This is a genomic window from Flavobacterium sp. KH_001 (genome assembly GCF_057840745.1).
The window spans coordinates 586326-611441 of sequence record NZ_CM174520.1 but is presented as its reverse complement, the minus strand read 5'-3'; the positions used below and the strand labels follow the sequence as shown (position 1 = coordinate 611441).

General features: G+C 33.3%; 23 protein-coding genes. 11 read left to right on the top strand and 12 right to left on the bottom strand.

Annotated features, from left to right (window positions below):
- The first annotated feature begins 111 nt into the window (after window positions 1-111).
- Window positions 112-537, top strand: a complete 426-nt coding sequence (locus AC3ITQ_RS02855; protein WP_489236734.1) for a YMGG-like glycine zipper-containing protein — start codon at window positions 112-114, stop codon at window positions 535-537.
- A 56-nt stretch (window positions 538-593) separates the two neighbouring features.
- Here AC3ITQ_RS02855 and AC3ITQ_RS02850 read toward each other — a convergent pair whose 3' ends face one another.
- Window positions 594-2405 (bottom strand): hypothetical protein, encoded by a 1812-nt coding sequence (locus AC3ITQ_RS02850; protein ID WP_489236733.1) that lies wholly within the window; start codon window positions 2403-2405, stop codon window positions 594-596.
- Between the two features lie 159 nt (window positions 2406-2564).
- Complete coding sequence (locus AC3ITQ_RS02845) at window positions 2565-4127, bottom strand: hypothetical protein (protein ID WP_489236732.1); 1563 nt, start codon at window positions 4125-4127, stop codon at window positions 2565-2567.
- Window positions 4128-4240: 113 nt separating this feature from the next.
- On the opposite strand from AC3ITQ_RS02845, the gene AC3ITQ_RS02840 reads away from it, so the two are divergent.
- Window positions 4241-6628 carry a penicillin acylase family protein gene (locus AC3ITQ_RS02840; protein ID WP_489236731.1) on the top strand — a complete coding sequence of 796 codons (2388 nt, stop codon included), beginning with the start codon at window positions 4241-4243 and terminating at the stop codon, window positions 6626-6628.
- 95 nt (window positions 6629-6723) lie between these two features.
- On the opposite strand, the gene AC3ITQ_RS02835 is transcribed toward AC3ITQ_RS02840, so the two are convergent.
- The 7 genes from AC3ITQ_RS02835 to AC3ITQ_RS02805 form a co-directional block, all read right to left on the bottom strand.
- Window positions 6724-7173, bottom strand: coding sequence for a hypothetical protein (locus AC3ITQ_RS02835; protein ID WP_489236730.1), 450 nt, complete (start codon window positions 7171-7173; stop codon window positions 6724-6726).
- A gap of 159 nt (window positions 7174-7332) precedes the next feature.
- Complete coding sequence (locus AC3ITQ_RS02830; RefSeq protein WP_489236729.1) at window positions 7333-8781, bottom strand: serine hydrolase; 1449 nt, start codon at window positions 8779-8781, stop codon at window positions 7333-7335.
- Between the two features lie 231 nt (window positions 8782-9012).
- Window positions 9013-9513 carry a nuclear transport factor 2 family protein gene (locus AC3ITQ_RS02825; protein WP_489236728.1) on the bottom strand — a complete coding sequence of 167 codons (501 nt, stop codon included), beginning with the start codon at window positions 9511-9513 and terminating at the stop codon, window positions 9013-9015.
- On the bottom strand, window positions 9513-11045 hold the full coding sequence (locus tag AC3ITQ_RS02820) for a serine hydrolase domain-containing protein (RefSeq protein ID WP_489236727.1): 1533 nt from the start codon (window positions 11043-11045) through the stop codon (window positions 9513-9515). The genes AC3ITQ_RS02825 and AC3ITQ_RS02820 overlap by 1 nt, the downstream gene beginning before the upstream one ends.
- 77 nt (window positions 11046-11122) lie before the next feature.
- Window positions 11123-11869, bottom strand: coding sequence for a helix-turn-helix domain-containing protein (locus tag AC3ITQ_RS02815; protein WP_489236726.1), 747 nt, complete (start codon window positions 11867-11869; stop codon window positions 11123-11125).
- Between the two features lie 122 nt (window positions 11870-11991).
- On the bottom strand, window positions 11992-12831 hold the full coding sequence (locus AC3ITQ_RS02810; RefSeq protein WP_489236725.1) for an alpha/beta fold hydrolase: 840 nt from the start codon (window positions 12829-12831) through the stop codon (window positions 11992-11994).
- 86 nt (window positions 12832-12917) lie between these two features.
- Entirely contained in the window at window positions 12918-13511 is a 594-nt protein-coding gene (locus AC3ITQ_RS02805) for a GNAT family N-acetyltransferase (RefSeq protein WP_489236724.1), read from the bottom strand.
- 393 nt (window positions 13512-13904) lie between these two features.
- Between AC3ITQ_RS02805 and AC3ITQ_RS02800 the strand changes: the two genes are divergently transcribed.
- Window positions 13905-15248, top strand: a complete 1344-nt coding sequence (locus AC3ITQ_RS02800; RefSeq protein WP_489236723.1) for an FAD-dependent oxidoreductase — start codon at window positions 13905-13907, stop codon at window positions 15246-15248.
- Between the two features lie 98 nt (window positions 15249-15346).
- On the opposite strand, the gene AC3ITQ_RS02795 is transcribed toward AC3ITQ_RS02800, so the two are convergent.
- Entirely contained in the window at window positions 15347-16864 is a 1518-nt protein-coding gene (locus AC3ITQ_RS02795; protein ID WP_489236722.1) for a helicase HerA-like domain-containing protein, read from the bottom strand.
- Between the two features lie 380 nt (window positions 16865-17244).
- On the opposite strand from AC3ITQ_RS02795, the gene AC3ITQ_RS02790 reads away from it, so the two are divergent.
- The 8 genes from AC3ITQ_RS02790 to AC3ITQ_RS02755 all read left to right on the top strand — a co-directional run bounded on the left by AC3ITQ_RS02790 (window position 17245) and on the right by AC3ITQ_RS02755 (window position 23729).
- Window positions 17245-18069, top strand: coding sequence for a MotA/TolQ/ExbB proton channel family protein (locus AC3ITQ_RS02790; protein ID WP_072969652.1), 825 nt, complete (start codon window positions 17245-17247; stop codon window positions 18067-18069).
- Between the two features lie 47 nt (window positions 18070-18116).
- On the top strand, window positions 18117-18743 hold the full coding sequence (locus tag AC3ITQ_RS02785; RefSeq protein WP_375034028.1) for an ExbD/TolR family protein: 627 nt from the start codon (window positions 18117-18119) through the stop codon (window positions 18741-18743).
- A gap of 19 nt (window positions 18744-18762) precedes the next feature.
- Entirely contained in the window at window positions 18763-19320 is a 558-nt protein-coding gene (locus AC3ITQ_RS02780; protein ID WP_375034029.1) for an ExbD/TolR family protein, read from the top strand.
- Between the two features lie 37 nt (window positions 19321-19357).
- A complete protein-coding gene (locus AC3ITQ_RS02775; protein ID WP_489236721.1) occupies window positions 19358-20155 on the top strand; it encodes an energy transducer TonB in 798 nt (265 codons plus the stop codon).
- Window positions 20155-20385, top strand: coding sequence for a hypothetical protein (locus AC3ITQ_RS02770; protein ID WP_489236720.1), 231 nt, complete (start codon window positions 20155-20157; stop codon window positions 20383-20385). The genes AC3ITQ_RS02775 and AC3ITQ_RS02770 overlap by 1 nt, the downstream gene beginning before the upstream one ends.
- A gap of 2 nt (window positions 20386-20387) precedes the next feature.
- Window positions 20388-21311 carry a PstS family phosphate ABC transporter substrate-binding protein gene (locus AC3ITQ_RS02765; protein WP_489236719.1) on the top strand — a complete coding sequence of 308 codons (924 nt, stop codon included), beginning with the start codon at window positions 20388-20390 and terminating at the stop codon, window positions 21309-21311.
- Between the two features lie 16 nt (window positions 21312-21327).
- Window positions 21328-22995, top strand: coding sequence for a tetratricopeptide repeat protein (locus tag AC3ITQ_RS02760; RefSeq protein ID WP_489236718.1), 1668 nt, complete (start codon window positions 21328-21330; stop codon window positions 22993-22995).
- Between the two features lie 101 nt (window positions 22996-23096).
- Window positions 23097-23729, top strand: coding sequence for a 7-carboxy-7-deazaguanine synthase QueE (locus AC3ITQ_RS02755; protein WP_056187446.1), 633 nt, complete (start codon window positions 23097-23099; stop codon window positions 23727-23729).
- A gap of 74 nt (window positions 23730-23803) precedes the next feature.
- Here AC3ITQ_RS02755 and AC3ITQ_RS02750 read toward each other — a convergent pair whose 3' ends face one another.
- Both AC3ITQ_RS02750 and AC3ITQ_RS02745 read right to left on the bottom strand, forming a co-directional pair.
- A complete protein-coding gene (locus AC3ITQ_RS02750; protein WP_489236717.1) occupies window positions 23804-24349 on the bottom strand; it encodes a YfiT family bacillithiol transferase in 546 nt (181 codons plus the stop codon).
- Window positions 24350-24368: 19 nt separating this feature from the next.
- Entirely contained in the window at window positions 24369-25076 is a 708-nt protein-coding gene (locus AC3ITQ_RS02745) for a class I SAM-dependent methyltransferase (protein ID WP_489236716.1), read from the bottom strand.
- Window positions 25077-25116 lie beyond the last annotated feature (40 nt).

Here is a 25116-nt window from a genome sequence, read left to right as displayed (position 1 = left end):
TGCGGTTAAAATGTCAGATCATGAAATTCTGTAAGCTTTCTTCCAAATCATATAACATCAACAAAAAGTATCTCCTTTACTTTGTAGTGTATAATCATTAAAACTACAATCATGAAAGCCTTTTATATATTATTTGCCGTATTATCTATTGTTTCTTGTCAAAACCAAGGAAAAGAAGATATTAATAAAGCAAAACAAGCCAGCATTGATTCCATGAAAGTTGAAATCAATAAACAGCGTGTTATTGATTCCATGAAAACGGAAATGGCTCAAATCCAAGAAGAACAGAAAGTAGAAGCACAAAAAGTTGTAGTAGTTCATCAACAAGACGGAACCGCAACAACAACCACAACAACCAAAAAGAAAGGTTGGAGTTCTACCGCTAAAGGGGCTGTAATTGGTGCCGGAGTTGGTGCTGCAACTGGAGCCATCATTAGTAAGAAAAAAGGTGAAGGTGCCATTATTGGTGGTTTGGCCGGAGCCGGAGTTGGAGCCGGAACAGGTGCCATAATCGATGGCAGTAAAAAGAAAGAATAAAATATAATTATATAAAAAAGAAACCCCGGTTTAGAACTCTAAATCGGGGTTTCTTTTTATGCCATTTCATGCGAAGGAACTTCTATAGAGGTTAGTTCTAACTTATAAAAATCAATTTGATATTTAATTTTTTCAGTCTCACTTTTAAAATAAAAAGTAGATTCAAACAAATTGTGATAATATTCAATTCCTTCTAAAAGATTTGCTTTAAAGCTATTCAATTTCTTAAGCTGATTGGCGGTGATTTCTCCTGAAATAGTTTCAATCTCATTTCTAAAGTATTCAACATACATTTTCAATTCCTTTACAAATAAATTGGGACGATTATTAGCCCTTAAAACCGACTTATTTCCGTAAATGTGTTCTACCATATGTTTCAAAGAAACTTCCTGATCAAAGTAAGCCATATTAGGCCCAGGGCAAATTACAACACCTTGCGCCTGACCTTTTATTTTGATATCATTTTCTAAATAGGAGGAATTGGCCAAACCAACACATAAACACGATTTTTCAGTGATTTTTATTTTTGATTTTTTAAAGGCATCGGCAGAAAGTGTTTCTTTTATGTTTTCTAATTCTGCTAATTTGATGTCCTGATATTTTTTTGAAGCAGTGCAAATTCCGTGTGGATCATATTCTTTGCTTAGTGCCAGAAATTTTTTCGGGCATGAACTTCCAGCTTTATTTTCGTGAATTCGTTTCTGTTTCAAAATTTCATTTGTTGTTCCTTTCAAAGTATTAAATGGAACTCCCAAAGGTGAAATATGACTTAAATATAAATCTCTTTCTTTGGCTTTGATCAATAAATTTCGTGTGGTCTGATCGACAGAAGTGGCTTCTGGAACCAATAAAAATGGTGTTCCCCAGCCTACAGAGTCGACATTGTAAGTATCCAATAAAAATTCATGTTCTTCAGAAGTACCAACGCCGCCCTGAACTGTAATTTTTAGATTTAAAGGTTGATCAGGAAAAGACGCTCCTTTTTGCTGTAATGCCTTTACCATTAATTCATGGGCGGATTGAATTAACTGCTCTTTTCTCTGTTTGAATTCCTCGAGGATTGTACCTAATAAAAGTCCGTCGGTAGCAAAAGCATGTCCTCCACAATTTAGGCCTGATTCAATTCTATACTCAGAAACCCAAAGTCCTTTTTTGGCTAAAAAATTTCCCTGAATCATAGCGGAACGGAAATCACTTACTTTTAGAATAATTTTCTTCTTAAGTTGATTATTTTCATTCGGAAAGAAATCAGAAAAATTCTCAAAATAACTATATAGCCTTGGGTTCATTCCGGCAGAAAGTACGACTGAGGATTCAAGATTACTGTTTGCAAAACCTCTTAAGGCTGCATGGGCATCATTAAATTCAAGCGGTAATTGTTCGTTTTTAATGAAATTATCCTTGTCTAGTTTCGTCATGATATTCACATCAATTTCTCCAACAGAAAGATGCGATTCAATATAATTTTGAATATTTTCCTTGAATGAAATTCCGTCTTCCAGTAAATTTTGAAAACCTTTTTTGATGTCTGAAGTATTGGGTAACATCGACATAAAGTTTTCTACAGCAGTTTTACTTTCAGCTAATTCCGTTTTAAAACTTTCAAATTTTTGTTTGACAATTTTGTCGACTAGATTTAAATAGGATGTAATTCTTTCCGCACGATAATCGTGAAATTTCTGACTTATTTCTTCGTAGGGAAGATTAAATTTCGTGCTATAGAAATTACGCATTTTCTCAATGAGATCATCATCAGCAATCGAAATTACCGATGAAATTCCATATTGCGCTACTCTAATCGGACTGTCAATCGTATAAGCAAGCCCCATCACCGGAATATGGAAAGTATGTAAGGGTGTTTTTTTCATTTGTTTTCAATTAAAATAAAAACAAATGTTGGAAAAAGGATTTTAAAAAAAGCTGATAATTATCAGTTTACAATATAATGCGGTAAAAAAAGTCGCCACGAATTCACGAATTATAATCTAATAAATTCGTGAATTCGTAGCGGAAAAATATTCTTAAAACTAAATCAAAATCTTCTTTAAAGATTCTGCAATGCTTCTCCATAAAAAATTATAAAAGGACTTTTCCTGGATTCGTTCTAATTCAATATCAGCTGTTTTGGCTTTTTCTTTTGAATCATTTTTGACCAATAAATTAACGATCGCAGATTTTAACTTAGCTTCTTTTTCAGGATCTTTTTTCTTGTATAATTTGACTTTTAAATCATCATAATCTAAAGATGCATTTCCTTTTGAAACATTATCATTTCCATAAAAATTGAATCTATATTTATTGAAAACTCCAGTAAAGGAAGCATTCATGTAAGGTTTACTGAAAGCACCCATAGCCGCAATGTCAAAATTTGAAATAACGCCCTGAATATGAAAATTGTCCTTTTGATCCAACACATTAAAACTCCAGTCAACATCTAAAGGCGAAGTTTTCATGAATTGACAATTGATTTTGATTTTCACATCGGCAGTCTTTTTTAAACCGAAACCACTTCGAAGGTTGGTTGCCTGTAAATTAAAATGATCAAAATTTAATTTTCCGGGACCTTTAGAAAAATCAATTTCTTCCTCATAAACCAGTTTTGATTTCAAAACCTGTAACGTATCAATTTGTAAAGGAAATTTAAGGTTTCGCAATAAATGATTATAAAGGTATTTTTTACTTAAATCATCTTTTGGCATTTTTCCACGATAAATATTCGCGTCAAAATGATTCATCACAATCGAATTTGCCTTGAAGAAAAAACGATCATTTTTAAATCCCCAATCCATTTTGTTGATGTGGATGGAATCTATTTTTAGCGTATAAATATCTTTTTCTTTTTCTAGTTTTTGAACAAAGGTTTTTCGGTTATATTCGGGCAGCATTGAAAACTTCTTTACTTTCAGAAAATTGTTTTCCGTGCTGATTTGACCAATATCCATTCTGTAAAATTGATTTGGTTTATAGTATAAACTATCACAAACCAAAACGTATTTTTCATACTGCATCGGGATTTTTTCCTTTAAGGTTGCATCTGTGATTAAAATACCTTCGAGTTTCAGCAGAATATTTTTGACACTGAAAATTGGTTTATTATTTTTTAAGTAAACAATATCAACGCTTCCGTCGTTTAAATAAATATTCGAAACCGCAACGACTTTTCGAAACGGCTCAATAATTTCAGTTCGAATGCTTTTGCTGTTGTTTAAAAGCTTGTCATTCTTTTTATATAAAATAACTCTGGGTTTATTAATGATGATGCTTTCAGCCTGAATAACATCGCGAAAAGCCAAATCCCAAATATTAAAATGTTTAATGGTAATAGATTCAATTTTAGAAAAAATCCCTGTCTTTACTTTGCTGTTTTCAAGCTGATTTTTTGGATGAACTAATAAAGTCTGAGCATAGATATTTCTCGACCAAAGTGAAACTTCAATTTTCTCATAATTAATATGATAAGCCGTTTTGTTTTTTTCTTCAATAATAATCGGCAGCTGTTTTTTAATCCAATAATTCAGTCCGAAATTGATTAATAGCACAAAAACAAAGATTGAAATTACACCGATCGCTATTTTTTTGTAGATTGACATTTATTGTATTGATTTTAAATATAAATTTAGACTTTTAAACAATGATGTTCTTATAGGATTACGTCTTTAAGTTACATCATTATCGAATCATTTGTACCTATACTTTTTTAAATATGAAGAAAATTAAAAAAATACTGTTGGTTGTAGTAATCATAATTGTCCTTTTAGGAATAGGTTTATGTGCCTATATTTTTCATTTGAAGCCTAAATATGAAGGTGAATTAGAGTTGAAAAATCTGCAGAAAGAAACCACAGTTTATTTTGATGACTTTGGGGTTCCTCATATTTATGCTGATTCTGAAAAAGATGCAATGACAGCTTTGGGTTATGTTCACGCACAGGAAAGATTATGGCAAATGGAATTGCTTCGAAGAATTGCACCGGGAAGATTATCAGAAATATTCGGATCAGTTGCACTTAAAAATGATATGTTTTTCTCCGGAATTGGTATCGAAGAAGCATCGGCGAAAGCCATTGCCAAATTAGATAAAAATAGTGAAAGCTATAAGTTAACGTTGGCCTATCTGGATGGAATAAATCAATATTTGGAGGAAGGCGTAACGCCAATCGAGTTTACTTTGGTGGGTGTAAAAAAGGAAAAATTTACGATAAAAGACGTTTATAATATTTTTGGATATATGTCTTTCAGTTTTGCGATGGCTCAAAAAACAGATCCGTTATTGACTGATCTTCGTGCCAAATATGGCGCTGGATATATTAAAGATTTGGGAATTGAAGGAGAATTTAATACAACCAAAATTAGAAGCTCAAAAGAGAATCTGGAAGAGTACAGCGAGATTTCAAAATCAGTTGCAAGTTTGTTGGATAAATCTCCAATACCACCATTTGTGGGTAGTAACAGTTGGGTCGTAGGACCAAATAGAACAAAAAACAAAAAAGTTATTTTTGCGAATGATCCTCATATTGGGTTTTCGCAACCGGCCACCTGGTATGAAGCCCATTTAATAACGCCAGATCATGAATTGTATGGTTGTTATTTGGCAGGAACTCCATTTCCGTTATTGGCCCACAATCGTGATTATGCTTACGGTTTGACAATGTTTGAAAACGATGATATCGATTTTTATCAGGAAACAAACAAAACGGATGATGCCAATCAATACCAAACACCAACCGGTTTTGCTGCTTATGAATCCAGAAAAAAAACAATAAAAATAAAAGATACTTCAGATGTGGTTTTAACGGTTAAGTCAAGTCGACACGGACCAATTATGAATGATTTGCTAGCAAACCTAAAAAGCAAAAAGCCAATCGCAATGTCCTGGATTTATACCCAACAACCCATTCAGATTCTGGATGCAGTTTACGGACTTTCGCATGCGAAAAGTAAAGACGATTTTAGAAAAGCCGTACAATTGGTTGCTGCACCGGGATTGAATGTAATGTATGGCGATGCCAAAGGAAATGTGGCCTGGTGGGCGACAGGAACGCTTTATAAACACAATAAAGGAGTAGATTCATTTTTTATTTTAGATGGTGCCAGCGGAAAAGAAGATATTACAGAATATTTAGATTTTACTAAAAATCCATCGGCTGAAAATCCGAAATGGGGTTATGTATATTCGGCCAATAATCAACCGGAAGCTGTTGATGGTTATTTATACCCTGGCTATTATTTGCCTGAAGATCGCGCCAAAAGAATTTCAGGTTTAATGGATGCAAAATCAGATTGGGACAAAGAAGCGATTAGTAAAATGATTTTTGATAATACATCTTCTGTTGCGACTGGAGTTGTTCAGAATTTAATTGCGAATCTGGATGCTAAATCGGTTTCAACTGAAGAAAAAGAAGTACTGAATGTTTTGAAAGCATGGAAAGGAAGTGCCAATTTAGAAGATGTTGCCCCAACTATTTACAACAAATGGATTTATTTGTACTTGAAAAATACTTTTGAAGACGAAATGGGTAAGGAAGATTTTACTATTTTTCTTGGAACACATTTAGGAAAACAAATCATTGCCAGACAAATTGTTAATGAGAGTTCACTTTGGTGGGATAATATCAAAACCAAAAATGTAAAAGAAACCAGAAATCAAATTGTTTCAAAATCGTTTCATGATGCCGTTTCGCAACTTACAACACAATTAGGAAATACTATTTCCGATTGGAATTGGGGAAAAGTACATACTGTAGAACACGAACATCCGCTTGGAAAAGTGGCTGCACTTCGCAAATTATTCAATGTTGGACCATTTGCCGCTCCCGGATCAAATGAAGTGATTAATAACCAGTTTTTTGGTTTTAATGACGAAGGGAAATATTACGTAAAAGGCGGCCCTTCAACCAGAAGGGTTGTAGATTTCTCTGATGTTGAAAACAGCTGGAGCATTATCCCAACAGGACAATCCGGAAACCCATTTAGCGAACATTATCACGATCAGGCCGAAATGTTTAACGCCGGAAAATTCAGAAAAATGAAACTGAATAAAGAAGAAATCATAAAAACATCAACGAAGTTGGTTTTGAAACCAAAAAAGTAAAAAGGTTTCAAGTTTCAGGTTTTCTTTGTTTCAAGTTAGGTTCTAAGGTTTAGTATAAAAACCTTAGAACCTTAATATCTTAGAATCTTAGCCCCTTACTTAGAGATATATTTCCCCTTAACAATATCATTTGCAAAAATATTCAGATTATTAAGCAACACTTTATTTGTTGTCATAATGTTTGTGGTCTGATACGCAGTATCTTTTTCGTAAGCTTTTAATAAAGTCTCTAGTTCGACTTCATCATAAAAAGCAAAAATATTGTAGATGGCGTCTCTGAAATTTTTGTAATTGATACTTTCTGAAATTTCCATTGCTTTTTGCTCGTTCCAGCCTTCTTTAGCAGAAGTTTCATTTATTTTCGTTAAGCAATAATCAACAACATAAGCTTTATAATGCGCCGCTTCGATAATTCTGTCGACTATAATTTTATTTTGCTGAGTCGGCATTGCCGGAGGTGGAGGATTTGTTTGAGAAATTGAAATAGTTGGAATAAAAAGACATAGCAATAAAGCTAAAAAGGCGAACTTTTTTAAATTTTTCATAGGTTATTTTAATGTTTTTGGGCGGGGCTAAAATAGTGTTTTTTAAAATAAATTATCAAACTTGATTGTTAGAAATTGTAACAAAAAAAACTTCGATAATACCTTTTTTAATTGGCACTATCGAAGTTGGTTTTGTAATTTTTGAGGTCTGCTATTTTATTATTTTGAAATTTCTGCTAAAACCTTTTTCCCTGCTTCATTTTGTGGGTCCAGTTCAATAGATTTGCTATAATTCGCAATAGCCATGTTTTTGTCTCCATCGGCTAAATAAGCTTCACCAAGACTGTCATAAACATTGCCAGATTTAGGAAAGTTCTCGACATTGATTTTGAAAACTTCAATCGCTTCTTTCTTTTTCCCGTTTTGTAATAATTGATATCCAACACCATTTATTTCATTTTCTTTAATACCATAAGTTGGATCCTTTTTTAGTTTTTTATAAGTGTCAGTTCCGGCGGCAGCGCCTTTCTCTGAGTAGACATTTAAAAGTTCTAATGCCAAAGATTTTTTAGGCTGATCAAAAGGCTGGTTGTATAAAATAGCTCTAATGCCTGCGTTCATTTCATCAAGAATAGTTCCGCCAGTATTATTTAATAAAACTACTAGATTTTTATCGGCAGGAATGCGAGAAATAACCGTATTGAATCCGTTAATTCCACCACCGTGTTCAATGATTTTTAATTTAGGTTTTTCTCCATTTGTAGTTTCTTCTAAAAACCATCCGTAGCCGTAAGAACCACCTCCGGCTTTTATATAAGGTTTGAACAACGATTCCATAGATTTTTCAGAAAGCAATTTGGTAGTATAAAGCGCCTGATCCCAAATATATAAATCTTCAACAGTTGAGTATAAAGATCCTGCTGCATACGGAATACTCATATCTAAATAAGCAGAATTCACAATTTTTTTGCCTTGTTTTTCGTAACCTGCTGCTCTGTTTTTGAGTATAACGTCACTGTGATCATATCCTGTATTAACCATTTTTAAAGGTGTAAGAATAGTTTCCTGCAAATATTGCTCATAGGTTTTGCCTGAAACTTTTTCGATAATATATCCTAGTAAAAAATAACCGGAATTGCTATAATTGAATTTTTCACCAGGCGTAAATTCAAGTGGCAAACTAGAAAATGTTTTTACAAATTCTTCTGGTGAATAAGGGTTTCTACTTTTCTCTTTAAAGAAATTTGGAGCCGAGGTATAATTTGGAATTCCGGAAGTATGTGTTAACAAATGATGAATCGTTATTTTATCACCGTTTGCTTTTGGATAATCAGGTAAATAAGTCGTTATCGGAACATCAAGTTTTAGTTTTCCGTCTTCTGCAAGTTTAACAAGTAAGAAAGCCGTAAATTGTTTGCTTATCGAACCTAATCTGAATTTGGTATCAGGCTGATTTGGAATATTCCATTCCATGTTGGCAGAACCATATCCTTTTTTTAGAATAACTTTTCCATTTTCAGATACAAGTGCCGATCCATTTAATTGACCATATTCTTTGTATTTGCTTAAAAGTGCATCAATTTGTTTTGCTTTGTCTTGTGCTAAAACGCTAAAAGTAGAAAGTGCAGCTATAAAACACACTGCAATTAGTTTGATTGATTTGTTCATGGTCATTGATGATTATTGATTAAGATTAATGATTCGTTGTTTGATTTTTGATTGATGATTGAAACTATTTAATCATCTAAATTTTAGTTTGTTATACGAATGTACAAATTAAAAAGGATGATGATGTTCGCGTTCGATTCTTGTTAGACGATTCAAAAGCGATTTGGTTTCACAGCAATCTGCTTTTTTTTGTTTTTCTTTAAAAAATAATAAATGAGACAAAAAAAAGAGCTATTTTTTAATAGCTCTATGTTCATAACTAACAATTCTTTTCAATACCCAATCTTTGTCTTTTCTCTCCCAAATATGAACAAATTTTCCAGTTCCACTCGGCTTTCCATCAACATATAAAGTGTGTTCGCCAATTTGTACAGCTCCAAAATTGCCTAATTTATCTATGGTGCAGGAGTTTAGTTTTCTAGTCAGTTTCTCAGATCTTCCACATTTATCCAGTAATGATTTTATTTCATTTCCTTTTGAGGTGTTTAACCCGGAACGATCGTCGTAAAATTCTATATCATCCGCAATTATTTTTTTGAAAAGTGCAGCATCACATTGATTAAAAGAAACATCAAATAATAAACTGTCCATTTTAATAATTTCTGTTTTTAAAACGTTCATTTTTAAAACTTCACTATTGGTCTGCGCTTTTGCTTCTCTGCTTAAAAAAAGCATGAAAAGAATTAATATATTCATCATGGGTTCCATAGTTTTGATTTTATTAGTTTTCATTATTTTGTTTCAATATCAATTAGCTTTTGTCCATTTTCCCCAAGATAATTCAAAAGAAGTTTTTCATAAACCTTGTAGCCATCATCAACATTTGTAAAAATAATCAAGCCTTGTTTTGTTTTTGGAAGAAGAAAAAATAAGGTTTGAACACCTTGGTCAGCACCACCGTGTGACATGGCATAATTATCATTTCCTAAATCATATATTTCAAAACCCAAACCAAAGTATTTGTCTTTTTTCTTTTGAGCAACCTGGTGTGAGTTCATTTCCTCATATACTTTTTTGCTCAAACCATCACTACTCATTACACTACATAAAAAAGTGCCATAATCCTGAATTGTGGTTAATAAATCATCAGCAGCATTTGCGGTTTTGTTTTTAACGGGTTCGTAAGCATTCCCCTTGTTGTCGTAGTTAACCGCATATCTGGAAACATCGCTTATGTCATTCCAAATAAATTTGGTGTCATTCATTTTTAGCGGTTTAAAAATCAATTCATCCGCTAATTGATCTAATGTTTTATGGAATTTCTTCTCTATTGCTAGTCGCAAATATTCCATTCCTTCGCCTGAATAGGAGTATTGGGTTCCGGGTTTAAATTTGAAATCTAGCTTTTTAGATTCGTTCATAAATCTCCAATTCGGAAAACCAGTTTGATGACTTAAGACAATTCTTGTAGTCAGCAATTTATGATTCGGATCGCTGGCAATATCCGGATCGATCCAATATTTATCTAAAGGCTCGTCTAAATTCCATTTTCCCTGGCTTACCAATTTCAAAGCTACGATTGTAGTAACAGGCTTGGTTAGCGAAGCTACATTCCAAATGGTGTTGTATGGCGCAGCAATTCCTTTTTTAAGTTCGCCAAATATCTTTATTTCCTGAAGTTTTCCGTTGTTGATAATTCCAATTCCTAAAGTTGGAATGTTATTTTGGACTAGCCATTTTTTAATTTCTTCATCATTATCAAAAATGGATGAGTTTGTGCCAGCAGTACTTGTTAACTGATGATCGTAACTAAAAGATCTTCTTAGTTTCCAAACACCATTTTGTAAAAGCCAAACATGAGTAAATTTTGCGGTACTGCCAAAATGTTCTTTTGCATCCGCTAATGATTCATTTTTGCCTACTGATTTTTCATAAAATTGATGAATACCCATTTGCATAGCACCGTATAAAACACCTTTTTTGTATAAAGGATAAACCTCTGTGCTATTTGGGACTAAAGATCTTCTGGCTTTATATGTAGTTGGTGAGCCGCACAAACCTTTTTTAAAATTACGAAGAAATTCAGTTTTATCAGAAATGCTGTCTTTATCATGGTAAAATTCAAAATCGGCTGTAAATAGATTTTCGAACTGTGAGCTATCGCAAGTATTGAAGCCAACATTAAAAAGAAGACTGTCTTTTGACATAATAGTTTTGTACAATTCCGAGTTTTTTTCTTCCTGAGAGAATCCAAGTTGGATTTGGAAGAACAGGATTCCAATTAAAATGGTTTTTAAATGGAAAATTGATTTGTTGATTTTCATTTTGTGATTGATTGTTGATTGATGATTTTGCAAAATTAAATCAATCGTTCATCACAAAATTGTACAAATGCGAAATGTTATCTTTTTTTGGAAAGAAAATACAAATCCGAATTGAACATTTTTGGAGTTGTTTTCGTCACATCTTTAAATTGCTTTATAAAATGGGACTGATCAAAATATTGGTTATACAGTGCAACATCGGTTAGTTTTAATTTATCTAAACCAGAATTCACCATTTGATCGACCGATTTTCTGAATTTCAGAATCTGAATGTATTTTTTAATCGTGAGTCCGGTTGCTGATTTAAATTTGATTTGAAGTAATCGCTGTGAAACATTTAAACTTTTCCCGATTTCTGAAACTGTAATTTCTTCATGGTGAAGTTTAATGATTTCGCAGATTTTTTCAATTGTATTTTTTGAAGAATTAATAGTATCTAATTCTTCGAAATAAATATTAATCGTATTTAATAAAAAGGAAATAACACCGTTTAAATGAGCTTTAAAAGGCAATTCAGCGGAATCAATTTTGATTATAGAATCGGTAAAATTGTTTAAATCATATTTTGGGAAAAACGAAAGTGTCCAGGCGTGTAGTTGTATAATCGTAACTTTAGTTTTCGGTTGAATATTGACCAAAACTTTATTGGTCATTTGCGAACAAAAGTAAAATCCTTCGTTCATTACATATTTGTTTTTACTGGTATGAACTTCTATCGCATTTCCGCTTACAATGGCGAGATTAAAACAGCCGTTGGGTAAAACTAGTTTGTTTTCAATAAGGCTTTCGCCGATACTGTTGTCGAGACACCAAATTTTATTCACGAACCGCTCGCAAGTTTTGCTGACATAATGTTCGGAGTATAGGTTCATTTGGATGTTGTTAAAAATTAAGTTAAGCCATTTGATTAAAAAGGGAAAGACTGAATTAACAGCCTTTCTTGTAATTATCTTTTAACTTTTCCTGTAAATATATCTATAGTCGAAGTTTTCTTAAAAGGGTCGTTGAAAAAACTTAGTACCACTAAATTAAAAAGTTCAGGTTTTTCATAGGAACCGAAATGGGTTGCTCCTGGCATGACAAAAAAGTTCGAGTTTTCGATATTGCTAAAGATTTCAATAGAATGTTCTAATGTAATGGCATCTCTGTCGCCCGACATGATTAAAACTGGGCATTTTATTTTTTGCAAATCTTTATCTTTAATATCTGGCTGATAAGCTAATAGAGTGTAAAGGTTTTTAGTTCTCGGATCTTTTGTTGCTTTTAAGGTATCCATTACTAGCTTGTCGATTTCTGGGTAAACAGCTTTTTTGCCCGGATATAAATTGGCACCAAAAGCCGCTAATTTTGAGACTTTGTCAGGATTGTGAATAGCTAAAAGTAAACCCAAAATTCCACCGTCACTTTGTCCCCAAACATTAGCGTTTTTGATTTTAAGAGAATCTAATAAAACGCTTACATCATTTGCCATTTCATTGTAATTTAATTGTTTATTCGAATTATCAACCGATTTTCCATGACCTCTGCTGTCAATAGCTATTACCTGAAAGTACTTTTTGAAATATTCAATTTTTTTGCTGTGCCCCTTAATAGAACCTCCATTTCCATGAAGTAAAACTAATGGTTTTCCGCTACCATAAATTTCATAATACATCTGCATACCGTTGATTTGTTTAAAATTTCCGGCTTCTTTATTATTTCCATACGGAATTGTGGCTTCGGTTTGAGCTGAAAGTTCTGCAAAAGTTAAAAAGAGAACTGCAAATAAAAGGAATGGTTTTTTCATGTTTTTGGTTTATTGAAAATAATGATTAATCACTAATGTTATTAGACGACTTATTTCTTTTTTTGTTTCAAATTGAATTTGTTTTTCTATAGGAATTCTGTGAAATATTGTCGTTTAGTGGTTTCCCATTCTTCCAAAATTACGCTAAAATAAACATCATTTTTACTTCTTCCTTCAGAATCCACATAATTATTTCTAAATAGTCCTTCTTTAACCGCACCCAATTTTTCAATTGCTCTTTGTGATTTTTTGTTTTCCAAATCAGCACTGAATTGTATTCTTTTGAATTGAATGTTTTCGAAACCAAAATTCAATAATTCATATTTACAGGCTTTGTTTAAACCAGTCCCCTGAAATGCTTTTCCGTACCAGGTCCAGCCAATTTCACATTTTTGACTTGCGTGATTTAGGTATCCATAACGAGTGCTTCCGGCAACTTTGTTGGTGGCTTTGTCAATAATTAAAAAAGGATAGCAAATTCCGTTTGCCTTTTGTCTTAAGGTATTTTGAATATAATTTTCGAATTCAGTTTCAGTTCGTATATACATTCCCATGTATTTCCAGATTTCATCATCGAAAATAATTTCTTTGAGTTCGATGTTTCTTTCGTTTTCAAATGGAAGTAATAAAACGCATTCATTTTCTAGAATAATATTTGATTGTAATAGTTCGTTATTCATTGGTTTATGTTTTGCCACAAAGACGCAAAGACACTAAGTTTTTTTACAAAAACTGAACTTAAAAATAAAACTTTGTGCCTTTGCTCCCGATATCTATCGGGATTGCGAGATTAATTCTTTAACGAAAGTAGTCCTTTTCATATTCCTAATAAAGCTATAAAAACTGGATTTTGTTATGAAATCGAGTCTTGCATGAGGGATAGAAGCGACATCTCCCGATTTAGAAAAACAAGGCTTTTTAGCCGCCGTTGTTGTTAATCGGGAATATAGTGGATAGCCCGACCCGCTTTTTTCGGCGGGTCATGCCCATATAAATCATAAATATTTCCTTTATTTTTAAGCTCTTGTAGAATTATTACTTATTTTTACGATCTTATATTTAGATTTTTCTTGATGCAAACTTCACTAAAAATTGCCGTTGTAGGTTCTGGATTGGTAGGATCGCTGTTGGCAATTTATCTTAAAAAAGCAGGTCACACCGTTCATGTTTATGATCGTAGTCCTGATATTCGCAAAATTAATTTTTCGGGTCGTTCTATTAATCTGGCTATGTCTAATCGTGGCTGGAGGGCGCTTGATGGCGTTGGCGTTGGCGATGCGGTTCGTGAAATTGCGATTCCGATGGACAAACGTGCGATTCATTTAGTCGATAAACTCAATTTTCAGAATTACGGACAGGAAGGCGAATCGATTTATTCGATTTCAAGAGGAACGTTAAATCGAAAAATGATTGATCTTGCAGAACAAGCCGGAGCGGAGTTTTTATTTGATCAGAAAATCTGGGATGTGACGCTAAGTGATGCGACTTTGCATATTGGCGAAACCGAAAGAGGGGAGTGGGAAGAGAAAAAATACGATATGGTTTTTGGAGCCGATGGTGCTTTTTCGAGAATTCGTCACAGAATGCAACGCCAGAGCATGTTTAATTATTCGCAGGAATTTTTGAATATGGGATATAAAGAGTTGAATATTCCGGCTAATGCCGATGCTACTCATAAATTAGATAAAAATTCGTTTCATATTTGGCCTCGTGGTAAATACATGTTGATTGCGCTTCCTAATTTAGACGGAAGTTTTACGTGTACCTTATTTATGCCTTTTGAGGGCGAAAATTCGTTTGAATCGTTGACCGACCGAAAAATGGTGGAAGATTTCTTTGAGAAAAATTTTCCGGATTCGATTGAAGTGATTCCGAAGCTGGCAGAAGATTTCTTTAAAAATCCGACCAGTACTTTGGTAACAATGAAATGTTTTCCGTGGACGTATGAAGATAAAATTGCTTTAATTGGAGATGCCTGTCACGCCATTGTTCCTTTTTACGGACAAGGAATGAATGCTGGTTTTGAGGATATCACGGTTTTGAATGAAATGATCGAAAAATACGGAAATGACTGGAAAAAGATTTTTTCTGAATATCAAATTTCACGTAAACCAAATGCTGATGCCATTGCAGAACTATCCTATCGCAATTTCATGGAGATGAGTACAAAAACGGCTGATGAGAAATTCTTATTACAAAAGAAAATCGAAAAAGCATTCTCAGATAAATATCCTGATAAATGGATTCCGCTTTACAGTCGTGTAACTTTTAGTGATCGCCCGTACGCAGAAGCCTTAGCGATTGGCGATTTCCAAAACGGAATTATGGAAGAAGTTTTAAAACTAGATAATATTGAAAATATTTGGAACACACCAGTAGTAGAAAATAAGATTTTGGAGTTGTTGCAAAACGCATAATTTTTTTCTTTTTAACCATATATAAGTGATATAAGTTCATTTTGATTTATGCGCACAGCATTAGATTAACTTATATCACTTATATGGTGAGATATTTTTTACTTCTTGAAGATTTTGGCTAGTACACCAAAAACACCTCTTATAAAGGTAGCACTTGTCACGACTTTCAAAACTGATTTCCCGACAACACTTGCAGTACTTGGTTCAGATTTAGATGATTTTGTTGGTGCCTGTTCTTCTTGTTCGGCTGCAGCCTGAGTCGCCTCTTCGATTTTTTTGTTCAGCAATTCGTAAGCGCTTTCGCGATCCATTTCTTCGTTGTATTTTTTAACCAGTTTCGATTTGTTGTTTATTTCGTCGATTTCTGTTGACGTTAAAATATCCATTCTGCTTTCAGGCGCGCGCATCATAGTCGCAACAAGTGGGGTTGGAACTCCTTTTTCGTTTAAGGCTGTAACCAAGGCTTCTCCAATTCCTAAACTAGTTAGCAGTTCTTCCGTTTTATAATAAGCAGAAGTAGGGTAGTTATCGGCTGTTTTTTTAATGGCCTGGCGATCGTTTGCTGTAAAAGCACGTAAGGCATGCTGAATTTTTAAACCTAACTGCGCTAAAACACCGCTCGGTACATCCATTGGGTTTTGCGTTACAAAATAAACACCAATACCTTTAGAACGAATCAGTTTTACAATGGTTTCAATTTGCTCTAATAATACTTTACTGGCTTCATTAAAAATTAAATGCGCTTCATCTATAAAGATTACCAATTCAGGTTGTTCAGAATCTCCTTTTTCAGGCATTTTTTGGTAGATTTCAGCCAATAGGCTCAACATGAAAGTCGAGAATAATTTAGGTTTATCCTGGATATCCGTCAAGCGGATAATGTTTACGTAACCTTTTCCATTTTCATCGATTCGCATTAAATCATCAATTTCAAAAGATAATTCTCCAAAAAACAAATCGGCTCCTTGTTGTTCTAACTCGATGATTTTTCTTAAAATCGTTCCGGTTGTAGCCGTTGAGATTTTACCATAACTCTCGGCAATTTCGTCTTTACCTTCTTCTGTAATATAATTGATGACTTTTTTAATGTCTTTTAAATCTAATAAAGGCATTTGGTTGTCATCGCAATATTTAAATATTACAGCGACAACACCGGCCTGAGTGTCATTAAGATCCAAAATCCTGGAAAATAATACTGGACCAAATTCAGATACAGTTGCACGGAGACGAACGCCATCTTGTTTTGACAAGGACATTAATTCAACAGGAAATGAAGCTATATTATAAGGTAGGTTTATTTTTGCATGTCGCTCAGTAATAAAACCTTCCTCTTTTCCTTCTTTGGCAATTCCACTAAAATCACCTTTTATATCCATCATCAAAACAGGAATTCCGGCATTGGACAATTGTTCTGAAAAAACCTGAATTGTTTTGGTTTTCCCTGTTCCGGTTGCACCGGCAATTAGTCCGTGGCGATTTAAGGTTTTAAGAGGGATTTTTACATGAGCCTCTGCAATTGCTTCTCCATCCAGCATGGCACCTCCTAAAGTGATACTATCACCTTTAGAAAGATAGCCTGCATTTATATCTTGAATGAAATTATCTTTTTTATTCATGTTTTTATTTGTAATTTAGATGATTATAAGAGTATTGCTTTGTTTTTTAACAATTTGTCATTATTTTTTTTAGTAGGAAAAAGCTTTTTCGAATTAAAAATACAATAAAAAAAAATTTCGCAACTTTTTAAGAAGATATCAACGGAATCTTTGAATATTTACTAAAACGTTGTAATTTTCCCATAAATCGTTCTGTTTTTTGTTTTATCACAAAAACAGGTTGGGCAATTTAATGAGATATTTTTTAAATTGACGTTAAATTTCCTTCAATAAAATTAAAAAAAGTTTTTTTATTTAAACTAAACGTATAAATTTGCTCCTCTACAAGTTAAATATAACTAAAAAATAAAAATTATTTAAAACTATTAAAATTAAAAAAAATGGCAAACGTTAAAGTTAAAAAAGAAAGCACTTCAAATGGAGGAGGAATGATTACTGGAATCATTATTGTTGCGTGTATTTTAGTTGGGGTGTTTATTTGGAAAGTAATCATGGGAGATTCTGCGAACTTTGAAGGTGGAAATCCAGAAACAGGTCATCCGATCAATACATTAGGACAAGTATATAAAGGAGGATTTATTGTACCAGTATTATTAGGTATGTTTTTAATGGTTGTTGTTTTTTCAATTGAAAGATTTATCGTTATCGGAAAAGCTGCTGGAAAAGCAAACTTAGATACATTTATGAAAAATGTACAAGCTAGTATCAAAGAAGGAAACATCGAGGCTGCTATTGCTTCATGTGACAAACAACAAGGTTCAGTTGCAAATGCAATTAAATCTGCTTTGATTAAATATCAAGATGTTAAAAAAGAAGGTTTCAACAGTGAAGAGGCTTCAGAAGTAATCCACAAAGAAATCGAAGAGGCAACTTCATTAGAAATGCCTATGTTAGAAAAAAATATGACTATTATCTCTACTTTAGTATCATTAGGAACTTTAGGAGGATTATTAGGAACTGTATCAGGTATGATTAAAGCGTTTGGTGCGTTAGCTTCTGCTGGAACTCCAGACCAGGCTGCTCTTGCAACAGGTATTTCTGAGGCACTTATCAACACTGCAACAGGTATCTCTACTTCTATCTTAGCTATCGTTTCTTACAACTTCTTTACTGCTAAGATTGATGATTTAACTTACTCTATCGATGAGGCTGGTACTACAATCGTGAATACTTACAGAAGATTCAGAGGAAGTTTGAAACAATAATTAATTTTTGATTATAATTAATTATATCAAAATAAAAATAAAAGAGAATGGCTAAAATAAAAATGAAAAAAAAGTCAACATCGACAGATATGACTGCCATGTGTGATGTTGCGTTCCTTTTGCTTACGTTCTTTATTTTGACCGCTACTGCTAAGGTGCCTGAAGCACTTCCTGTAGATATGCCTGCTTCTGTTGCTGAATTTAAATTGCCTGATACTGATTTGGCAATTATTACAGTAGGAAAAGGTGCTGACGGGAAAAGCAAAGTGTTTTTTGACCTAAAAGGGAGAGAGATTCGTAAAAGAACTCTTGAAGGAATGGGAGCAAAATTCGGCGTGACTTTTACAGAAGATGATAAAACTAAATTTGCTTTAATGGATGACTTCGGTGTACCTGTTGCAAATTTAAAACAAATCATTGCTATGAAAGCAGCTGATAGAGTGAAAGCAGATCAACCTGGAATTCCAATCGATTCTTTAGACAATCAATTAAAAGAGTGGCTTTTAGTTTCAAGAAGAGCTGCTATTGACCTTGATGATAAAGAATTGCAGATTGCAATTAAAGGAGATGCTAAAGAACAGTATCCACAAATCAAAAAGATCATGGATATTTTACAAGATCAGAAAATCAATTCCTTTAACTTAGTTACAGGTACGAGAGGAAAAGACTTTTAATTAAAAAAGATACACTAAAATGGCTGAATTAAATACCGGCGACGGTGGTGGCGGAAAAGGTGGAAAAGTAAGAAGTAAAAAGCAAAATTCGAAAGTCGATTTAACGGCGATGGTGGATTTGGCATTCTTATTGATCACATTCTTTATGTTAACCACATCGTTGTCAAAACCTCAATCGATGGATTTGTCACTGCCAGATAAAGATCCGGATTCGACGAAAACAGTAGATACTAAAGTAGATGAAAATCGTACGATGACTGTAATATTAGGGGAAAACAACAAATTGACCTATTATATGGGATTGTTAGCTTCACCTATTGCTGGGCCTAAAGATCTACCATATGGTAAAGATGGTATTCGTAGAGAACTGCTTAAAAGAAAAAAATCAGTTTTAGAATATTCTGCAGCTTTAGGGAAACCTAAAAATGGAATCATCGTTATCATTAAGCCAACTAAAAAATCGAATTACCGAAATTTAGTTGATATCTTGGATGAAATGGCTATTACTGGAGTAGAAACTTATGCAATTGTTCCTGAGTTTACACCAGAGGAAAATAAATTGATAGATAAAAAATAAGAGTTATCTTGTTTTAACATCCTAATAATCAAGAAAAATGAAATTAGATATTATAAAAAATCAGTGGCTTGATATCGTATTCGAAGGGCGTAATAAGATATATGGTGCATATGAGTTGAGAAAATCGAACGGCAAGACTACGGTTAAGGCGCTTATTATAGGTTCGATCATTTTTAGCTTTGCTGTAGCAGCTCCTCTTATTGCTAGTTTTTTACCGGATTCTGGTGAAGAAGAAGTAGATAACAATGTTAAGATCGCTACAGTAAAACTACCTCCTAAAAAAGAGGAAGTAAAACCTAATCAACCACCACCACCGCCACCACCACCAAAAGTGGATCAGGTGAAGTTTACAAAACCTGTGGTTGCGAAGGCAGAAGAGGTTACAGAAGATCCTCCAAAAATTGAGGAACTTAAAGATAAAAAGGTAGGTTCTGAAACTATTAAAGGAGACCCGGATGCAGTTTTAACTGTTGATGAGCCAGTAGGTACTGGAACTGCTGCGGTAGTAGAAGAAGATAACCAAGTATATAATACAGCTGGTATCGAAGTAAAACCAGATTTCCCTGGAGGAATTGAGAAATTCTACAAATTCGTAGGAAACAATTACAAAACTCCGGAAGAAGAAGGTCTAAAAGGTAAAGTTTACGTTACGTTTGTAGTTGAAAAAGACGGTTCATTAACCGACATTAAAGTTTTAAGGGATATCGGTTACGGTACAGGAGCAGAAGCAATTCGTGTTCTTAAAAAATGTCCAAAATGGACTCCTGGCGAGCAAAATGGTAAAAAAGTTAGAGTACTTTACTCTCTTCCTATTACTATTCAATCTGCAGAATAATGTTGAAGGATATACTTAATAATATGCAGAAGAAATCGCTCAAAGAGCGATTTCTTCTTGTTTTAGGAATACTGTTTTTTTTAATATATCTTGTGCTGGGTTTAATGATTATGTTCTGGAAGAAATTGCCATTAGATATGGAACCTAAGTACAGATATGCTTTTGGTGGTTTGTTGATCGTTTATTCAGCAATCCGTTTTCTAAGATTAATTAATTCAAACGCAGAGTAAATATGTTAAAATATAGTAGAGTTTTCGGTTTGGTAGTTTTTGTTTTTTTGTTTGCCATGTGCAACCAAAAAAGCAAGAATGAATCAGATAAAGAAACAATTCTAAAAGGATCTATTGCCATTACAGTTGATGAAACAGTTAAACCAATTGTAGATGATCAGGTTGCTGTTTTTGAAGGAACTTACTATGATGCAAAAATTACAGTTAAGCCAAAATCTGAAGCAGAGGTCATAAATGATTTATTAAATCAAAAGACTGAAGTTGTGGTTACGACCAGAAATTTGACTAAGGAAGAATTGCAAAAATTCGAAAAAAGTAAGATCAAGCCACGGGTTACGCCATTTGCAACTGATGCAATTGCTTTAATTTCGAATAAGAGCAATAATGATACATTAATTGCGTTGAAAACTGTACTGGATTTAATGCAAGGCAAACCGGATGGGAAAATTAAGGGGCTTGTTTTCGATAATCCAAACTCAAGCACAGTTCGCTACATGAAAGAATTGGCAAAAGTAAAAGAGATTCCGTCTAGTGGTGTTTTTTCTTTTAAAACCAACGAAGAAGTGATTAAGTTTGTTTCAGAGAATGATGGAATGATTGGAATAGTTGGTGTTAATTGGTTGTCCCAACCATCGCCAAATATGATTGAAACAATTAAAAAAATCAACATATTAAGTGTAAAAGGTTTAAAAGGTGATAAGTATTATGATCCAAGTCAAACAGACATTGCATTAAAAGAATATCCTTTGGCACGCGATTTGTTTATAATAAATTGTCAGGGTTATTCTGGATTAGGAATGGGGTTTGCTTCATTCATTGCAGGTGACATTGGTCAAAGAATTGTATTAAAGTCTGGATTAATGCCTGTCAGAACTCCAACTAGAAAGCTGAAAATTAGAAATCAGATTATTAACGATAAAGAATAAATTAATTACAATAAAGATGAATAAATTTAAAATTTTTAGTCTTGCCTTAGTTGCTTCAGCTTCTGTTGCAAAAGCGCAAGATATAAACCAGGCCAAGAAGGCAATTGATGCTGAACAATTTGAAAAAGCTAAATCTTTGCTGAAATCAATCATCAAAGCAAAACCATCAGATGGAGAAGCTAATTTTGTTTTAGGTAATGTATACTTAAATCAGGCAATTGTTGATTCTGCTAAAATTTATTACTTAAATGGAATAGAAGCGGCAGACCACAAAAACTTAAATTATATTGGTTTAGGTCAATTAGATCTTGACGCAAAAAATGCAGCTTCGGCTCAGGCAAATTTTGGTTTAGCTACAAAAGATATGAAGCGTAAAGATGTAAATGAATTTATTTACATTGGTAGAGCTTATATGAATTCTACAAATCCTGATTATACAAATGCTATTGCAAGTTTAAAGAAAGCTTTATTATTAGAGCCTCAAAACGCAACTGCACTTTTGGCAATTGGGGATGCTTATTATGGAGCAAATAATCAAAATGATGCTTACAAAGCGTATCGTGATGCATTTACTGCTGATCCAACGCTTTTAAGAGCAAAAATGCAATTAGGTGTTTTGTTAAAAGGTGCTAAATCTTACGATGAAGCAATTAAATCTTTCAATGAAGTTATAGCTATTGATGCTAATTACGGACCGGTTTACAGAGAGCTTGCTGAAACGTATTACAAATGGGCAAGAAACAAACCTTCTACAAGACAGGTGAATTATCAGAAAGCAATTCAAAACTACGAGAAATACTTGAGTTTAACAGATTATTCTATGAACTCTAGAATGCGTCACGCAGATTTCTTGATCTTAGTTGAAGATTATAAAGCTCTTGAAAAAGAAGCTAATAAAATGATTGAGTTAGATAAAGTTAATCCTAGAATTTATAGATATTTAGGATACTCTGCTTACGAAAATGGTAATTATGATATTGCTATTAAATCATTAGAGGATTACATGAAAGTGCCTTCTAACAAAGTTATCGCAAAAGATAATTTATACTTAGGATTTGCTAAAATTAAAAAAGGAACTGATGCTGCTGGTGTAGTTGATCCTGCTGCTTTTGAAGCTGGTTTGGCTGAAATCAAAAAAGCTGTTGCAGTAGAGCCATTAGCTGTAGAAGATCTTGGAGATTTTGGAAAAGAATTGTTTGGTAAAAAACAATACAACCAAGCTGCTGCGATTTATGAATTGAGTACTAGCAATACAGAGCAAAAAAATTATCTAAATGATAATGTATACTATGGTATTTCTCTTTACTATGCAAATGCAAATAAAGAAAAAACTGCGATGGATGCTGCTGCTTTAGCTAAGGCTGATGCTGCTTTTGACAGAGTGTTGGTTGCTTCTCCTACTTATGATGAGGCTTACTTATACAAAGGTAGAATCAACAACTTATTGGAGAAAGATGATTTAATTATCAAAAACTACCAAGAGTATATCAATAAAATAACTGCAAAAGGTGCTGAAGAATTAGCAAAACCTGCTACAGTTAAAAAAATTGTAGAATCGTACAATTCAATTGGTGCTGCTTATGCTAACACTGACAAAGCAAAAGCTATTGAGAATTTCAATAAAAGTTTAGTTTTAGATCCAACTAACGCTTATGCTACTCAATCTGTGAAAGCTTTAAAATAAGAAAAGTTATTTGACTAAATATAAAACCGATAGTTCCTTTGAACTGTCGGTTTTTTTTGTTCCGTATTTAATTGACTATCTTTGCACTTTAAAATAAAATAATGTTATCAAAAGAAATACAATTAGAAGTTAATAAAGGAGCGATGTTGCCTTTGATGGAAGAGTTTTATACCATTCAGGGAGAAGGTTTTCATACAGGCACTGCTGCATATTTTATTAGAATTGGAGGTTGCGATGTGGGTTGTCACTGGTGCGATGTGAAGGAAAGTTGGAATGCAGAATTGCATCCGCCAACAAGTGTTGATTTAATTGTAAAGAATGCTTCAAGTTATGCAGATACCGTCGTAATTACTGGTGGAGAGCCTTTAACCTGGGACATGAGTTTGTTGACACAGCAATTAAAAGATAAAAATTTAAAAGTTCATATAGAAACTTCAGGTGCTTACCCGCTTTCAGGAACCTGGGATTGGATTTGTCTTTCGCCTAAAAAGAATAAGTTACCTACTCAAACCGTATATGATAATGCACACGAGTTAAAAGTAATTATTTATAATAAACATGATTTTATCTTCGCAGAAGAGCAGGCAGAATTGGTAAACGATAATGCTATTCTATTCCTTCAGCCGGAATGGAGTAAAAAAGAAGAAATGACGCCGCTAATTGTTGATTATGTAATGAACAATCCAAAATGGAGAGTTTCACTTCAGACGCATAAATATTTGAATATTCCTTAAATAGAATAAAAAAATCTCTTCAGCTGAAGAGATTTTTTGTTTTGTATACCTGTGTAAAAAAGAAACAATTTTGTTTAGTCCCAGTTTTTATATTTTTTTAAAGTGGTAATGTGTGCTAAATGATGATTTCCATGCCAGGCATAGGTTCCGATAATTTGTTTAATTTGATATTCAGAATTATTTTCCGGATGGATAAATGATTTTCCTAAATCAGTTTCTGATAAATTTTTCATTATAAAACCTAAACGGTAATGTAGTCCCTCCAGTAAATTTAATGTTGGTTGAATCGGCATCTTTAAATTATCGGGTAATTCAGACCATAAAGTTTCATCATAGGCTTTTATTACAGGATTATTTTCGGTCAAAGCCCATTTAATTCGAATAAAACAATTCATATGACTTTCTGCGCAGTGATGTATTAACTGACGAACCGTCCATCCGCCGGGACGATACGGTGTGTCTAATTGTTCATCATTCAAATGAAGCGTTTCTTTTCTTAGGCTTTCAGGAAATGATTCGATTTCAGCAATTCTATCTGAAATATATTCAGGTGTAAAAGCTCTTGGTGCTTCAAATTTCCCAATCGGAAATTTTAATTTCTCTAAATCTAATTCTTCCATAATAGTCGAGTGATGTTTTTTATATTGAAAGTCTGGCTAAATAATCGTAATGCTCACCTTCTAAAATAAGTTCGCATTTTAGTCCATTCGCAATAGCTGCGTTTTGTAAAGTGTTATAATCAAGATATAACCAATCAAAAGGTTCTTCTTTTTCTCCTTTGTACGAAATATTAAATACTAATTCACCGTAGTAATCATTATTAGACGGAATCCATTTTCCTCCGTCTTCATCTTCGTCAAACATATAGATAATATCAGAGCTGTCTAATAAAATTTGACCACCAGGGTTCAAAAGCGATTTCAATTTTGATAAATATTTATTGCAGTTATCTAATTTTCCAAAAATACCGACTCCATTCATTAATAATATAATGGTGTCGAATTTCTCTCCTTCAAAATCTAATATATTCTGAACTTTTGCATTTTTAACACCGCGAAGTTTGCAGGTTGCTATTGCTTTCTCCGAAATATCAATTGAAGTTACCTCTAAATTACGATCATTTTGTAATGATAAACTATGGCTTCCGGCTCCGCAACCTACATCAAGTGTTTTTCCTGTGACTAATTGAAGTGCTTTTTGTTCCAGTTTAGGCATTTCATTATAAGAACGAAATAAGTAATCGACACTCATTTCATCTTCTTCAGAAATAGAAGTTTCCGTTATTATATCTTCAGGCGAATTATTGGTCTGAAAATCGTACATCGCTTTTCCAAAAAGATCTTTCATGGTAATTTAGTTCAAAGTTTAAGGTTTCAAGTTCAAAGTT

Excerpts from the sequence above, each read along its gene's own strand:
- AC3ITQ_RS02855 (WP_489236734.1), top strand. The coding sequence starts at position 112 with ATGAAAGCCTTTTATATATTATTTGCCGTATTATCTATTGTTTCTTGT.
- AC3ITQ_RS02850 (WP_489236733.1), bottom strand. The coding sequence starts at position 2,405 with ATGAAAAAAACACCCTTACATACTTTCCATATTCCGGTGATGGGGCTT.
- AC3ITQ_RS02845 (WP_489236732.1), bottom strand. The coding sequence starts at position 4,127 with ATGTCAATCTACAAAAAAATAGCGATCGGTGTAATTTCAATCTTTGTT.
- AC3ITQ_RS02840 (WP_489236731.1), top strand. The coding sequence starts at position 4,241 with ATGAAGAAAATTAAAAAAATACTGTTGGTTGTAGTAATCATAATTGTC.
- AC3ITQ_RS02835 (WP_489236730.1), bottom strand. The coding sequence starts at position 7,173 with ATGAAAAATTTAAAAAAGTTCGCCTTTTTAGCTTTATTGCTATGTCTT.
- AC3ITQ_RS02830 (WP_489236729.1), bottom strand. The coding sequence starts at position 8,781 with ATGAACAAATCAATCAAACTAATTGCAGTGTGTTTTATAGCTGCACTT.
- AC3ITQ_RS02825 (WP_489236728.1), bottom strand. The coding sequence starts at position 9,513 with ATGAAAACTAATAAAATCAAAACTATGGAACCCATGATGAATATATTA.
- AC3ITQ_RS02820 (WP_489236727.1), bottom strand. The coding sequence starts at position 11,045 with ATGAAAATCAACAAATCAATTTTCCATTTAAAAACCATTTTAATTGGA.
- AC3ITQ_RS02810 (WP_489236725.1), bottom strand. The coding sequence starts at position 12,831 with ATGAAAAAACCATTCCTTTTATTTGCAGTTCTCTTTTTAACTTTTGCA.
- AC3ITQ_RS02805 (WP_489236724.1), bottom strand. The coding sequence starts at position 13,511 with ATGAATAACGAACTATTACAATCAAATATTATTCTAGAAAATGAATGC.
- AC3ITQ_RS02800 (WP_489236723.1), top strand. The coding sequence starts at position 13,905 with ATGCAAACTTCACTAAAAATTGCCGTTGTAGGTTCTGGATTGGTAGGA.
- AC3ITQ_RS02795 (WP_489236722.1), bottom strand. The coding sequence starts at position 16,864 with ATGAATAAAAAAGATAATTTCATTCAAGATATAAATGCAGGCTATCTT.
- AC3ITQ_RS02790 (WP_072969652.1), top strand. The coding sequence starts at position 17,245 with ATGGCAAACGTTAAAGTTAAAAAAGAAAGCACTTCAAATGGAGGAGGA.
- AC3ITQ_RS02785 (WP_375034028.1), top strand. The coding sequence starts at position 18,117 with ATGGCTAAAATAAAAATGAAAAAAAAGTCAACATCGACAGATATGACT.
- AC3ITQ_RS02780 (WP_375034029.1), top strand. The coding sequence starts at position 18,763 with ATGGCTGAATTAAATACCGGCGACGGTGGTGGCGGAAAAGGTGGAAAA.
- AC3ITQ_RS02775 (WP_489236721.1), top strand. The coding sequence starts at position 19,358 with ATGAAATTAGATATTATAAAAAATCAGTGGCTTGATATCGTATTCGAA.
- AC3ITQ_RS02770 (WP_489236720.1), top strand. The coding sequence starts at position 20,155 with ATGTTGAAGGATATACTTAATAATATGCAGAAGAAATCGCTCAAAGAG.
- AC3ITQ_RS02765 (WP_489236719.1), top strand. The coding sequence starts at position 20,388 with ATGTTAAAATATAGTAGAGTTTTCGGTTTGGTAGTTTTTGTTTTTTTG.
- AC3ITQ_RS02760 (WP_489236718.1), top strand. The coding sequence starts at position 21,328 with ATGAATAAATTTAAAATTTTTAGTCTTGCCTTAGTTGCTTCAGCTTCT.
- AC3ITQ_RS02755 (WP_056187446.1), top strand. The coding sequence starts at position 23,097 with ATGTTATCAAAAGAAATACAATTAGAAGTTAATAAAGGAGCGATGTTG.
- AC3ITQ_RS02750 (WP_489236717.1), bottom strand. The coding sequence starts at position 24,349 with ATGGAAGAATTAGATTTAGAGAAATTAAAATTTCCGATTGGGAAATTT.
- AC3ITQ_RS02745 (WP_489236716.1), bottom strand. The coding sequence starts at position 25,076 with ATGAAAGATCTTTTTGGAAAAGCGATGTACGATTTTCAGACCAATAAT.